General features: G+C 63.5%; 10 protein-coding genes. 4 read left to right on the top strand and 6 right to left on the bottom strand.

The window, feature by feature from the left end; all coding sequences use genetic code 11:
* Positions 1 to 173: 173 nt before the first annotated feature.
* Positions 174 to 1,583: a circularly permuted type 2 ATP-grasp protein gene (locus AC07OJ_RS02925; protein WP_120448563.1), complete on the top strand. Its 1,410-nt coding sequence runs from the start codon at positions 174 to 176 to the stop codon at positions 1,581 to 1,583.
* A 2-nt stretch (positions 1,584 to 1,585) separates the two neighbouring features.
* Complete coding sequence (locus AC07OJ_RS02920) at positions 1,586 to 2,536, top strand: alpha-E domain-containing protein (protein WP_120448562.1); 951 nt, start codon at positions 1,586 to 1,588, stop codon at positions 2,534 to 2,536.
* 112 nt (positions 2,537 to 2,648) lie between these two features.
* Here the strand turns inward: AC07OJ_RS02920 and msrA are convergent, their stop codons facing one another.
* The 3 genes from msrA to msrB form a co-directional block, all read right to left on the bottom strand.
* Entirely contained in the window at positions 2,649 to 3,344 is a 696-nt protein-coding gene (gene msrA, locus AC07OJ_RS02915) for a peptide-methionine (S)-S-oxide reductase MsrA (protein ID WP_282398086.1), read from the bottom strand.
* Positions 3,345 to 3,502: 158 nt separating this feature from the next.
* Entirely contained in the window at positions 3,503 to 5,263 is a 1,761-nt protein-coding gene (locus AC07OJ_RS02910) for a cytochrome c biogenesis protein DipZ (protein ID WP_495093888.1), read from the bottom strand.
* A 35-nt stretch (positions 5,264 to 5,298) separates the two neighbouring features.
* Positions 5,299 to 5,799 (bottom strand): peptide-methionine (R)-S-oxide reductase MsrB, encoded by a 501-nt coding sequence (gene msrB / locus AC07OJ_RS02905; protein ID WP_106803899.1) that lies wholly within the window; start codon positions 5,797 to 5,799, stop codon positions 5,299 to 5,301.
* Positions 5,800 to 6,248: 449 nt separating this feature from the next.
* On the opposite strand from msrB, the gene AC07OJ_RS02900 reads away from it, so the two are divergent.
* Both AC07OJ_RS02900 and AC07OJ_RS02895 read left to right on the top strand, forming a co-directional pair.
* Entirely contained in the window at positions 6,249 to 6,959 is a 711-nt protein-coding gene (locus AC07OJ_RS02900) for a response regulator transcription factor (RefSeq protein ID WP_201144383.1), read from the top strand.
* On the top strand, positions 6,956 to 8,422 hold the full coding sequence (locus AC07OJ_RS02895; RefSeq protein ID WP_495093887.1) for a sensor histidine kinase: 1,467 nt from the start codon (positions 6,956 to 6,958) through the stop codon (positions 8,420 to 8,422). The genes AC07OJ_RS02900 and AC07OJ_RS02895 overlap by 4 nt, the downstream gene beginning before the upstream one ends.
* On the opposite strand, the gene AC07OJ_RS02890 is transcribed toward AC07OJ_RS02895, so the two are convergent.
* The 3 genes from AC07OJ_RS02890 to AC07OJ_RS02880 form a co-directional block, all read right to left on the bottom strand.
* Complete coding sequence (locus tag AC07OJ_RS02890) at positions 8,385 to 9,326, bottom strand: alpha/beta fold hydrolase (protein ID WP_495093886.1); 942 nt, start codon at positions 9,324 to 9,326, stop codon at positions 8,385 to 8,387. The genes AC07OJ_RS02895 and AC07OJ_RS02890 overlap by 38 nt on opposite strands.
* A gap of 190 nt (positions 9,327 to 9,516) precedes the next feature.
* Complete coding sequence (locus AC07OJ_RS02885; protein ID WP_495093885.1) at positions 9,517 to 11,781, bottom strand: ATP-dependent DNA helicase; 2,265 nt, start codon at positions 11,779 to 11,781, stop codon at positions 9,517 to 9,519.
* Positions 11,778 to 13,427: a VRR-NUC domain-containing protein gene (locus tag AC07OJ_RS02880; protein WP_495093884.1), complete on the bottom strand. Its 1,650-nt coding sequence runs from the start codon at positions 13,425 to 13,427 to the stop codon at positions 11,778 to 11,780. The genes AC07OJ_RS02885 and AC07OJ_RS02880 overlap by 4 nt, the downstream gene beginning before the upstream one ends.
* Between the last annotated feature and the right edge of the window lie 133 nt (positions 13,428 to 13,560).

The following is a 13,560-nucleotide window of genomic DNA, read 5'->3' as shown; positions in this document are numbered from 1 at the left end:
CCATTCATCTGCCCGGATACAGGAGCATTCGTTACCCCCCGACCCAGAGCCGACCCCATAAGAAAGTAAGGACCAGGCCCAGTGGCACCGTCAGCCACGGGCTCATAAAAAAATGCGTTTTTTAAAGCGGCAGTGCCACCCCATGCGTCCCTCGGCACTGACAAGGTACTGGAATGGCTCGATCTTTCTTTGATGAAATGAATGACGCAAACGGCGTGTGCCGTGCGCATTATCAGGATTTCTCCCGCTGGCTGGCCAACACGCCACCGGAACTGCTGGCCCAGCGCCGTCGCGAAGCCGATTTGCTGTTCCACCGCGCGGGGATCACCTTCACCCTCTACGGCGACGAACAAGACACCGAGCGCCTGATCCCCTTCGACATCATCCCGCGCAGCATCCCCGCCAGTGAGTGGAGCGTGATCGAGCGCGGCTGTATCCAGCGCGTCAATGCGCTGAACATGTTCCTCGCCGACATTTACCACGACCAGCGCATCATCAAGGCCGGGATCATTCCGGCAGACCAGGTGCTGGGCAACGAGGGGTATCAGAAGGCCATGGTCGGCCTCGACCTGCACCGTGATATCTATTCGCACATCTCCGGCGTCGACCTGGTGCGCGACGGCGACGGCACGTACTACGTGCTCGAAGACAACTTGCGCACGCCCAGTGGCGTGAGCTACATGCTCGAAGACCGCAAGATGATGATGCGGCTGTTTCCCGAGGTGTTCGCCAAACAGCGCATCGCGCCGGTGGACCACTACCCCAACCTGTTGCTCAAGACCCTGAAAAGCTCCAGCCGCCTGGACAACCCCAATGTGGTGGTGCTGACGCCGGGCCGCTTCAACAGCGCGTTTTTCGAACATGCGTTCCTGGCCCGGGAAATGGGCGTGGAGCTGGTGGAAGGCGCCGACCTGTTCGTGCATGACCTCAAGGTGTTCATGCGCACCACTGACGGCCCCAAGGCCGTGGACGTGATCTACCGCCGTATCGACGACGCGTTCCTCGACCCGCAGGCGTTCAACCCCGAATCGATGCTCGGCGTGCCCGGCCTGGTGGCCGCCTATTGCGCCGGCAACGTGGTGCTGGCCAACGCCATCGGCACCGGCGTGGCGGACGACAAGTCGATCTACCCTTACGTGCCGGAAATGATCCGTTTCTACCTGGATGAAGAGCCGGTGCTGCAAAACGTGCCAACCTTCCAGTGCCGCAAGCCCGACGAGTTGTCCCACGTACTCGCGCACCTGCCGGAACTGGTGGTCAAGGAAACCCAAGGCTCCGGCGGCTACGGCATGCTGGTCGGCCCGGCGTCCAGCGCGGCTGAAATCGAGGATTTCCGCCAGCGCATCAAGGCGCGTCCACATGCTTATATCGCCCAACCGACCCTGAGCCTGTCCACCTGCCCGACCTTTGTCGAAAACGGCATCGCGCCGCGGCACATCGACCTGCGGCCCTTCGTGCTGTCCGGCAAGGAAACCCGCCTGGTGCCCGGCGGCCTCACGCGGGTGGCCCTGCGTGAAGGCTCGTTGATCGTCAACTCGTCGCAAGGCGGTGGAACCAAGGACACCTGGGTGGTGGAGGGCTGAGTATGTTGAGTAGAACCGCCGCAGATCTGTACTGGATGTCGCGTTACCTGGAGCGCGCCGAGAACCTCGCGCGCATGCTCGAAGTCAGTTACTCGTTGTCGTTGATGCCCCAGGCCGGGCGCAGCGATGGCCTGGATGAACTGGCGATGTCGTTGCTCAGCAGCGGCACCCTCGACAGTTACCTGGAGCGCCACACGCAGCTGGACGCCGAGCGCATGTTGCACTTCTTCGCGCTCGACGAAGAAAACCCCGCCAGCATCTACAACTGCCTGCGCGCTGCCAGGGGCAATGCCCATGCGGTACGCGGGCGCATCACCGCCGACATGTGGGAAAACCTCAACGCCACCTGGCTGGAAATGCGCAGCATCGCCGCCGGCGGCCTGGCGAGACATGGCATCAGCCACTTCTGTGATTGGGTCAAGCAGCGTTCGCACCTGTTCCGGGGCGCCACGTCCGGGACCATCATGCGCAATGACGCCTACCGGTTCATTCGCCTGGGCACCTTCGTCGAGCGCGCGGACAACACCCTGCGCCTGCTGGATGCGCGTTATGAAATGTTCGGCGAGGAATCAGAGGAAGTCAGCGACCTCTCGGCCCGTGGTTACTACCAGTGGAGCGCCCTGCTCCGCGCGCTGTCATCGTTCGAGGCGTATACCGAGCTGTACCCGAATGCCTTGAATGCGCGCTCGGTGTCGGAGTTGCTGCTGTTGCGCAGTGACGTGCCGCGCTCGCTGCATGCGTGTATCGAGGAATTGAGCCATATCCTCGCCGACCTGCCCGGCAGTTACGGGCGCACAGCGCAGCGCCTGGCGGCGGAGTTCGAAGCGCGGCTGCGGTACACCGGGATCGATGAGATTCTCGAAGATGGGCTGCACAGCCGGTTGACCGAGTTTATCGACACCGTGCGCGAATTGGCGCGGGCGATCCATAGCTCGTATCTGGAAGTGGTGTAGCTACCCAGCAGATCAACAGGTGGGAGCGGGCTTGCCCGCGAAAGCGGTATGCCCGTCACAGCAGTACTGACGGGTCCAGCGCATTCGCGGGCAAGCCCGCTCCCCCAGAGGATTACTGATTTTTGACCAGCACGGGCTCGGCGCGGTACTGCTCGGGGAACAGCTTTTTGAGCTGTGCGACTTTCGGCAGGTCATTGATCACGATGTAGGGATAGGACGGGTTCTCGGTGAGGAAGTCCTGGTGGTAGGACTCTGCGGGGTAAAACGCCTTGCCCATCTCGATTTTAGTCACGATGGGTTTATCGAACGACTTGGCAGCGTCCAACTGGGCGATGTAGGCCTGGGCAACTTTTTGCTGCTCGGCATTCTGCGCAAAGATCGCCGAGCGGTACTGGGTGCCGGAATCCGGGCCCTGGCGGTTGAGTTCGGTGGGGTTGTGGGCCACCGAGAAGTAGATCTGCAGCAGCTTGCCGTAGCTGACTTTGCCAGGGTCGTACGTCACTGATACCGATTCGGCGTGGCCGGTGTCGCCGCCGCTGACCGACTCGTATTGGGCTGTGTTCGCCGCGCCGCCGTCATAACCGGAGACGGCGTTTTTCACCCCTTGCACATGCTGGAACACCCCTTGTACGCCCCAGAAGCAACCACCGGCGAACACAGCGGTTTGCAGGTTGCCGGGTTCGGCGGGCAGGTCCAGCGCCGGTGGCGCGATGGCGACGGCGTCTTCGGTGGCGCCGAAGGAAAAGGCCGAGCTTTGGCCCACGAACGCGGCGAAAGCCAGGGCGGGCAGGATCTTGAGCAGTTTCATCACAGTCACTCCAGTGCAACTGAATCAACGGGGTCAACCGGTGGGAGCGGGCTTGCTCGCGAATACGCTGTGTCAGCTAACGCATTCGGCGACGGTTTCAGCGCCTTCGCGAGCAAGCCCGCTCCCACATTGACGGGGTTATCCAGTCAAAAAATCAGTTAGCCGAAGGTGAAGGCGTAGGCCGACACGTGCGGGTCGAGAAATTCGATGGTGAACGTGCGGTCCTTGACGGCGCCGGGTTGGCGCACCAGTTGGTACAGGCGTTGTTCGGTGACGGTGCCGCTGCCATCCGGGGCGACGTCGGTGCCGTGGGCATCGCCAGGTGCCTGGCCGTCGATGCTGACCTTGAAGCGCACCGGCTTGCCATCGGCGCCCGGGCCGAGCACCAGGTGCAGGTCGCGGGCATGGAAGCGGTAGACAATCCGCCCATTCGCCTGGTCGAGGGTGGCTTGCTGGCCGCCGACATTCCAGTGGCCTTCCAGGGTCCAGTTGTTCAGGGCCAGGTTGCCGGCCGCCGGGTAGTTCGCCACCTGGTTGGTGGCCAGGGTGCCGGTGGTGGCAAAGTTTTCGGCGCGCTGGAAGCCCAGGTAGGTTTCCGGCGACTGCACCTCGTTCATGTCCGGCGCCTGTTGCACGCCCTTGGCGTCGGCCTCGATCAGGCCACTGGCGACGTTCTGTGCGCCGGCCTCACGCAGCAACTGCTGGATCACCCGCTCCGACTCGGCATAGTCGCCTTCGCCGAAATGGTGATAGCGAATCTGGCCCTTGGCATCGGCGAAGTAATGCGCCGGCCAGTACTGGTTGTTGAAGGCGCGCCAGACCTTGTAGTTGTTGTCGATGGCCACCGGGTAGGTGATCCCCAGGTCCTTCATCGCCTGGGTGACATTGTTCACGTCGCGCTCAAAGGCAAACTCCGGCGCATGCACGCCAATCACCACCAGGCCCTGGTCGTGGTACTTCTCGGCCCAGGCTTTGACATACGGCAGGCTGCGCAGGCAGTTGATGCAGGAGTAGGTCCAGAAATCCACCAGCACCACCTTGCCCTTGAGCCCTTCGGCGGTCAGCGGTGGGCTGTTGAGCCACTGCACGGCGCCGTCCAGCGAAGGCAGCGCACCTTCGATCGGCAACGTGTCGCTGTGGTTGGCGGCGGCCATCATTGCGCCCCCAGCCATCATCGCCCCGCCCTTCTGCTCAGGCTTGGCGCTCAGCGTGTTCACCAGGCTTTGCTCCAGGCCACCGGTGGACGCGGTCGACAGCCGCGCCAGCACGCCGGTGTCGAGACCCAGTGCGATGGCCGCGACGCCGGCCAGCATCAAGGCACCCAAGCCACGGCGCAGCCATTCACCGGCACCGAGCGAGCGCTTCATGAAGCCGAAGACTTTACCGCCGACCAGCAGCGCCAAGGCCAGGGAGGTGGCAGCCCCGGCGGCGTAGGCCAGCAATAGCAAGGTAGTACCGATGCTGGCGCCCTGCAGCGCGGCGCCGGTCAGTACCAACCCGAGGATTGGCCCGGCGCAGGGTGCCCAGAGCAGGCCGGTGGCCACGCCGATCAGGAACGAGGCGCCCGGACGCGGCCTGGCATCGGCCCCGGCGGCTTCCGACAGGCGACTGCCGGCCGCCACCAACGGACGCGTCAGGCGCTCGGACAGTTGCGGCAACAGGAGCGTGAGTCCGAACAGGGCCACGCACAGCAACGCGAGCCAGCGCCCGTACTGATTGACTTGCACCACCCAGCCGCCGCCCACCGCCGCCAGCGAGGCGACCAGGGCGAACGTAACCGCCATCCCCGCTAACAGCGGCAAGCCACTGCGCAAAAACGGCTGCCCGGTGCGAGCGAAGACAAAAGGCAGAACAGGCAGGATGCACGGGCTGACGATTGTCAGCACGCCGCCCAGATACGCGAGAACCAGAAGCCACATGGGATCTTCCCTTAGACAGATAAGTAAACATCGGCTTAAGCCGCAGTGAACGTCATGGCGGCACCATTCATGCAATAGCGCAGACCGGTGGGTGGCGGGCCGTCATCGAACACGTGCCCCTGATGGCCACCACACCGGCGGCAGTGAATTTCCTTGCGCACCACGCCGTAGGAGGTGTCGGTGTGGCTGGCCACGGCGTTATCGAGCGGTTGCCAGAAACTCGGCCAGCCGGTGTGGCTGTTGAACTTGGTTGCCGAGGAGAAGAGTGGCAGCGCACACCCGGCACAGGCGAAGGTGCCCGCACGGTGCTCGTCGTTGAGGGCGCTGGTGTAGGGGCGTTCGGTGCCCTCCTCGCGCAGGACGTTGTATTGCTCGGCGGTCAGCAGGCTGCGCCATTCGGCGTCGGTGTGGTTGACCTCGAACGTCTCGGCGGCCTCGGCTGCGGTGACCAGGTTGATCTGTCTCAACAGGCCACCGGCCAGGACGGCGACACCCAGGCCGCCACCGGCCAGCAGAATTTGTCGACGTGAATACATGCTGTTCTCCTCGATCCATACCGTCCATTGGGCGACGATTACCCTGTGGTGCGCGGGCTTCTGTGGTAGCCAGGTTTCTGTGGTGGGCAGGTTTCTCTTGTAGGCAGGTCTCTGTGGTAAGCAGGCTTCTGTGGTGAGCGGGCTTGCCCCGCGTTGGGCTGCGCAGCGGCCCCAAAAAAAGCGGGAGCGCTACGCACTCCAACGCGGGGCAAGCCCGCTCGCCACAACCACAACCACTGCCAGAGTCACTGCCACAACCACAATCCCTTCCACTGCCAGCTCCCCTGCCACAGCCAAAACCAGAACCACCACAACCCACGCTCTTTCGATAGGCGGATGTTGGAGGATTTACGGTCGCGGAATCCTCACGCAGAGTTAAACAATTCGTGATAACTACACTGTTGCAAAAGCCGCACAATGCGCGAACGACAAGCGAAGGTTTCTCTTACATGGATCAGCCCAAACGTGTCCTGGTGGTCGAGGACGATGCGCATATTGCCGACCTGATCTGCCTGCACCTGCGCGATGAGCAGTTCGACGTGGTGCACAGCGCCGACGGCGACGAAGGCCTGCGCCTGCTTGAGCAAGGCGGTTGGGATGCATTGATACTCGACCTGATGCTGCCCGGCGTCGATGGCCTGGAAATCTGCCGGCGCGCTCGCGCCATGACGCGTTACACGCCGATCATCATCACCAGCGCGCGCTCCAGCGAACTGCACCGCATCCTCGGCCTGGAGCTGGGCGCGGATGACTACCTGGCCAAGCCGTTTTCGATGCCGGAGCTGGTCGCGCGGGTCAAGGCACTGTTGCGCCGGGTCGATGCAATGGCACGCAACCTGAAGATGGACGCCGGCAGCCTCGACCTCGGCCAGTTGTTTATCAACCCGCTGACCCGTGACGCGACGCTGCAAGGCCAGCGCCTGGACCTCACCCCACGGGAATTCGACCTGCTGTATTTCTTCGCGCGCCAGCCCGGCAAGGTGTTCTCGCGCATGGACCTGCTCAACGCCGTGTGGGGCTACAGCCACGAAGGTTATGAACACACGGTGAATACCCATATCAACCGCCTGCGCGCCAAGGTCGAGGCCGACCCGGCCAACCCCGCGCGCATCCTCACGGTGTGGGGCCGGGGCTACAAGTTCGCCGAGAGCCCGCCATGAAGCTGACCCTGACCCAGCGCCTGTCGGTGGTGTTCGCCGTGCTGCTGGTGATCTGCAGTGGCACCTCGGCCTGGCTGCAAGTGCGCTCCAACCGCATGCACGAGCTGGAAGTGGTGCAAGGCCTGTCCCGTGACCTGGCCGCACATATCGCCCGTGACACGCAGTTGATGGACGCCGATGGCCTCAAGCCCGACGCCGTGCGCAACCTCTTCAGCCAGTTGATGCTGGTCAACCCGAGTGTCGAGGTGTACCTGCTCGACATCGACGGCCGTGTGGTCGGCAATGCCGCACCCAGCGGCCACCTGCTGCGCGACCAGGTTGACCTGGCACCGATCCGGCGCTTCCTCAGCGGCGCCATGCTGCCGATCCTTGGCGATGACCCGCGCAGCGTCGATGGGCGCAAGGTGTTCAGCGCCGCGCCGCTCAAGGCCAACGGCCAGCAAACCGGCTTCCTGTACGTGGTGCTGCTCGGCGAAGCCCATGATGTGTACGACGCCAAGGACGCCACGGGCATGGCGCTGAAGATCGCGCTGTGGTCCATCGGCCTGGTGGCCCTGTTGTGCCTGCTGGCGGGGCTCATCGCCTTCGCATGGATCACCCGGCCGTTGCGCCAGCTCACCGACAAGGTCGGTCAGTTCGATATCAACGGCGCGCCGAAAACCCAGGCATCGGCCCCCCCGGTACTCGACAGTGGCGACGAAATCGCCGTGCTCGACCACGCTTTCGTGCAGATGGAAAACCGCCTGGGCGAACAGTGGCGGGCCATCACCCATCAGGACCAGGAACGCCGGGAAATGGTCGCCAACATCTCCCATGACCTGCGCACGCCGCTGGCGTCCCTGCATGGCTACCTTGAAACCCTGACCCTCAAGGATGCCAGCCTGAGCCCCGAAGAGCGCCGGCGCTACCTCGGCATTGCCCTGGACCAGAGTCGCAAGGTCGGTGGCCTGGCCCAGTCGCTGCTGGAGTTGGTACGCCTGGAACACGGCTTTGTGCAGCCAGTGATCGAAGGTTTCTCCCTGCCGGACCTGGTGCAGGACATCTTCCAGAAATTCGAACTCACCGCCGAGGCGCGCGCCATCACCCTGACTGCCACCCTGCCCCCGCAGGTGCCTACCGTGCTGGCGGACCTGGGCCTGATCGAACGCGTGCTCACCAACCTGCTGGACAATGCCTTGCGCCATACACCGGTGAATGGCGAAGTCGAGGTGATCCTGTCGCCAGCCGCCGATGGCGTGGCGGTGACCGTCAGCGACAGTGGCCCGGGGATCGACGCCGAACTGCGTGAAGGCTTGTTCCTGCGCGCCTTCACCATCGGTGGCGCGCGGCGCGACGGTGGCCTGGGCCTGCGCATCGTGCACCGCATCCTGCAATTGCACGGGCGCAGCATTCGTCTGGTCGACCGCCCAGGGCACGGCGCGACCTTTACGTTTTCCCTAGAAATCCGAGCATCAACGCGTTGACCCGCTGAGCTTGCTCGTTCTGGATCCAGTGACCGCAATTGGCCAGGACCTGCTGCTCAAGGTTCGGCACCGACGCCGGCATGCGCTTGAGGGTGTGGGCTTCAAACACGCCAACGGGGTCGCGGTCGCCGATCAGGAACAGCGTCGGTTGCAGCACCTGCCGGCCGGCCAGGAACTCGCTGCGTTGCCAGTTGCGCTCAAAGTTGCGATACCAGTTCAGCGGGCCACGAAAGCCATGCTCGGCGAAGGTCTGCACGTAGACGTCCAGGTCTTCTCGTGAACACCACGCCGGTAGCGGACCAGGGGGCTGCGCACCGTCGAACAAGCTTGAGTCGGCGGACCGTTTCTGCAAAAACAAGTCTTCATCCTGCATGAACAAACGCAGCGTACGTTCGATATCCGCGTCCAGTTCCTGCTCGGCGACGCCGGGTTGCTGGAAGTACACGATGTAATTGAAGCGGTCGGCGTACAGCTCACGCAGGATTTCGATCACCGGCCGCCGCGCACGCCCGGCAAACGGCACCGACAACGTGATCAAGTGCGTAATGCGCTCGGGTTCGAGCAGCGCCAGGTGCCAGGCCACCACGGCGCCCCAGTCATGGCCGACCATCACCACCTGTGCATGGCCGAAGTGATCCATGGCCTGCTGGATATCGGCGCACAGCGTCAGCGCGTCATAATCGGCAATCTCGGGCGGCGAACTCGATTGGCCGTAACCGCGCATTTGCGGGACAAACACCCGGAACCCAGCCGCCGCCAGCGCGGGGACTTGTTCGCGCCAGGAATGCCAGCACTCGGGAAAACCGTGGAGCAGCCAGATCGGCCGGCCCTGCTCCGGGCCGGCGATGTACACACTCAACTCAATCCCGTTGACCTGGATCCTGTCCTGCTCGATAGCGTTCATCACTGGCCTCCTTGTGTAGGTTTCGCTCGGCGCTTCAGCGCGACACAGACGCGCGGAGTGGCGCCCAGGCAGAGTGATAGAGCCACTGGATTTGCACCAGCATCATTTGCGCCAAATGCGCGGTCATCAACGCCGCCCCAACGGCGGGCAGGCAAATTCCCAAGCCCTGCGCTCCCGCGTGGCCAGCCGGTCAGGTTACCGTCGCCGGCGCCCACCAGCGCGGCAGCAACTGGCGCACACGCGCTTCGCCGAAGCGGTCATCGATCAGCATTACCACGCCGCGGTCATGCTGGCTGCGAATCACCCGGCCCGCGGCCTGCACGACTTTTTGAATGCCGGGGTACAGATAGGTGTAGTCGTAGCCGGCGCCGAAAATTGCGCCCATGCGCGTTTTCATGTGCTCATTGACCGGGTTCAATTGCGGCAAGCCCAGGGTGGCGATAAACGCGCCGATCAAGCGGGCGCCGGGCAAATCGATGCCCTCGCCGAATGCGCCGCCGAGCACGGCGAAGCCGATGCCCTGGCTGTGCTCGGTGAACTGGTCGAGAAACGCCTGGCGCTCGGCTTCGGCCATGCCGCGTGACTGCTGCCAGAGCGCAATGTGCGGGTGTCGCTCGGCCAGCCGCTGTGCGACCTGCTGCAGGTAATCGAAGCTTGAGAAAAACGCCAGGTAGTTGCCCGGTTGCTCTGCGAACTGCTGGGCGATCAGTTCGACGATGGGTTCCAGCGAGGCGTCGCGGTGCACAAACCGGGTCGAGATGGCATCGACGATGCGCACACGCAGCTGCTCGGCCTTGAACGGTGATTCGACGTCGATCCAGGCGGTGTCCGCCGGCAGGCCCAGCAAGTCGGCGTAGAAGTGGCGCGGGCTCAATGTCGCGGAAAACAGCACGCTGCTGCGCGCCGCCGTCAACCGGGGCCGGATGAATTCGGCGGGTACCACATTGCGCAGGCACAGGGTTGAACTGCTGCGCTTGCCACTGAACTGGCGTTTGCTGATATCGAAAATGAAGTGCTCGTTGAACAGCTCGGCGACCTTGGCAAATTGCAGCGCTTCGAAGTAGAAGGCTTGCAGGTCACCCGCCAGCGCCTCGGGATGGTCATTGAAATAGTCGCCCATGGCACTGGCGCACAGGCTCAGGGCCTGCAGGAGTTTTTCCGGGCGGGCGGCATAGGCCTGGTACGGCGCAAGTTGGTCCTTGTGCAGCGCATTCCATTCACGGTTCAGGCGCTGCAGCGGCTTTTTCAGGGGCTCGGGGGCGATGTCGCGCAGGGTCTTGAGGCTGTATTGGTCGAGGCTCGCGCTGTACATCGAACGGGCACGCTCCACCAGGTTGTGGGCTTCATCCACCAGCACCGCCGCTCGCCATTGGTTGAGTTGGGCGAGGCCGAACAGCATGGCGCCAAAGTCGAAATAGTAGTTGTAGTCGGCGACGACCAGGTCGGCCCAGCGCGCCATCTCCTGGCTCAGGTAGTACGGGCAAACCTCATGGGCCAGGGCCACCTCGCGCAAGTTGCGCTGGTTCAACAGGCGCACCTTGGATGCGGCAGTACGCGCGGCGGGCAGTCGATCATAGAAACCCTTGGCCAACGGGCAGGAATCACCATGGCAGGCTTTGTCCAGGTGTTCGCAGGCCTTGTCCCGCGCCACCAGCTCCAACACGCGCAATTGCAGGTCGGGACTGCTGTCGAACAGCACCTGGGAGGCGTCGAGCGCGAGTTTGCGCCCCGGAGTCTTGGCGGTCAGGAAAAACACCTTGTCCAGCTGCTGCGGCGCCAACGCCTTGAGCAGCGGGAAGACCGTGCCGATGGTCTTGCCGATCCCCGTGGGGGCCTGGGCCATCAGGCAGCGGCCGGTGCTGACCGCCTTGTATACCGATTCGGCAAGGGTGCGCTGGCCGGCGCGGAAGTCGGCATGTGGAAAGGCCAGGCTTTGCGCGGCCAGGTTGCGCGCGTCGCGGTGCTGCATTTCCTGCTCGGCCCAGCCGAGGAATAGTGCGCATTGCCGGTTGAAGAACGGCTCCAGCTCGGCGGCCTGGAAGCGCTGGTTGAGCAGGGTTTCGCCCTCGCCGACGATGTCGAAATACACCAGCGCCAGGTCGATCTCGGTGAGGCCGAGCTTCTGGCACATCAGCCAGCCATACACCTTGACCTGGGCCCAATGCAGTTGCCGATGGTTGGCGGGCTGGGCGTCGAGATCACCGCGATAGGTCTTGACCTCTTCCAGGCGATTGGCATCCGGGTCATAGCCGTCCGCCCTGCCCCGTACCCTGAGTTGCTGGTACTCGCCCTCCAGGGCCACTTCGTTCTGATAGTGCGCGCTGCGCCGCGAGGCCACGGTGCGATGGCCGAGAATGCCTTCCTGGGCGCTCGGCGATGGGGTAAACCGCAGGTCGAGGTCGCCCACCTTGGCGGTGAACTCACACAAGGCGCGCACGGCCACGGTATAGCTCAAGCGGCGTGCTCCGCCCAGCGCACATAGCAGACGGTGACCGGCATCTGGTATTCACCGCAGAACTCCAGCCAACGCAGCTGGTTGTCCTGCAGGCGGTCGCCGGGGCCCTTGACCTCGATCATGCGGTAGGTCTTTTGCGCCGGCCAGAACTGGATGAGGTCCGGCATCCCGGTGCGGTTGGCGCGGATATCCAGCAACAGCCGCTCGAACCAGTAGCGCAGGTGCTCGGCCGGTAAACAGGCCAATGCCTGTTCCAGCAACTCGTCACTGAGCAGGTTCCAGAACACGAAGGGTGACTGGATTCCCCATTTTTGACTAAAGCGCTGGCGGATGGTGGTCTTGTAGCCTTCATCCTGCAGTTGCGCAAAACAGGCAGCGAACAATGCCGCGCGGCGCGGGTGGAAGTCTTCGCTGTGCAGGTCGGCCGGGCCGCGCTGGAACGGGTGGAAAAACGAACCCGGCAGCGGCGCGAAGATCGCGTCCCAGCACAACAGGCCGAACAATGAATTGATCAGCCCGTTCTCGACGTAGTGCACCGGCGCATCGGGCTCGCTCAGGTACGCCTGCACGCAGTACTCCACCGACATCAACGGCTCGGGCAGCGCGAGGGCCAGGTCCAGGCGCGTGACAGGCCGTGGCTTGGCCTTGGGCAACGGCGGCGCGCCGAGCTTGCGCCGCAGGCGTGGCAATACGCGCAACAGGTGCTGCTGCTCGGCGGCGCTTTCCGGCGCCTGTTGCGCGGCACTCGCCAGGGCCATTGCCTGGGCGTAGTCCTCCTGGCGTTCCAATACGCGAATCAGCCGCGCGCGGGCGCCCGGATAGGCACAGCCCCGGTAGATCTGCTGCGCCAGGTCCAGTTCGGCGCTGCGCTCGCAATACTGGCCGATCTGGAACAGCAGCTTGGCCCGGCGTTTTTCCAGCCACGGGTTGTCGGTGTGCAGCGTCGCCACTTGCGCCAGCACCTGCGCCAATGCTTCGCCGGCCTCAAAGGCTTGCTGGCATTGGTGCAGGAACAGGAACCCGTGCACGTCGTCGCGGCTGCGCAAGCCCCGGGACTCGGCGCAGAACTCGACTTTTTCGTAGGTGTAGATGCCCAAGTCAGCCAGCACGAACTCGGACCAGTCCTGGTGCAGGTTGCCGAAGAACATCAGGCGCAGGCGGTCGCACAACTCCATGACGGTGAGGCTGTAGAGGCGGTCGGCAAGGTCGGGGCACCACTCGGCAAAACTGCGTGCCTCGCTGAACTGGGCGGCCAGGCCCTCCAGCCAATCGGCTTTTTTGCCCTTGGGCTGCTCGATCCAGGGTTTGAAGGCGCCCAGCAGTTCGCTTTTTTGCAGCAAGGCGAACAGCTCCTCGAAGGCCAGCAGGCACTGCGCATCCACCCAGCCGAGTTCCAGCAACGGCTCGGCGGCGGCATGCGGACAACCGACCTCCAGGTAATTGAGCTTGCCTGCGCGAAAATGCACACCTTTGCGCATCACCATGCGCACCAGCAACGCCTGGGAGGCTTGCGGCAACCTGTCAAATTGCTGAATGAAATGCTGTTCGTCAGTATCCAGCAGGTCGGCATAGCGTTGCTCCAGCCATTGCAGGACCTGGCGGAAGTTATGCAGGTAATAGAGCGGGTCTTCGAGGGGATTGGCCATGGCGCGCTTTGATCAAATACTGTTTATGCATACAGAGTGCCGTCGCAAAAGCCTGGTGGCAATCGCTAATAGATAAATGGCGCAGGCAACTTTTTGTATAAAAGTGATCAGATGGGTGAGTCGATGGCGTAAC

Source organism: Pseudomonas sp. GW821-FHT09C08, assembly GCF_059418125.1.
This window is presented reverse-complemented; position numbering and strand designations above follow the sequence as displayed.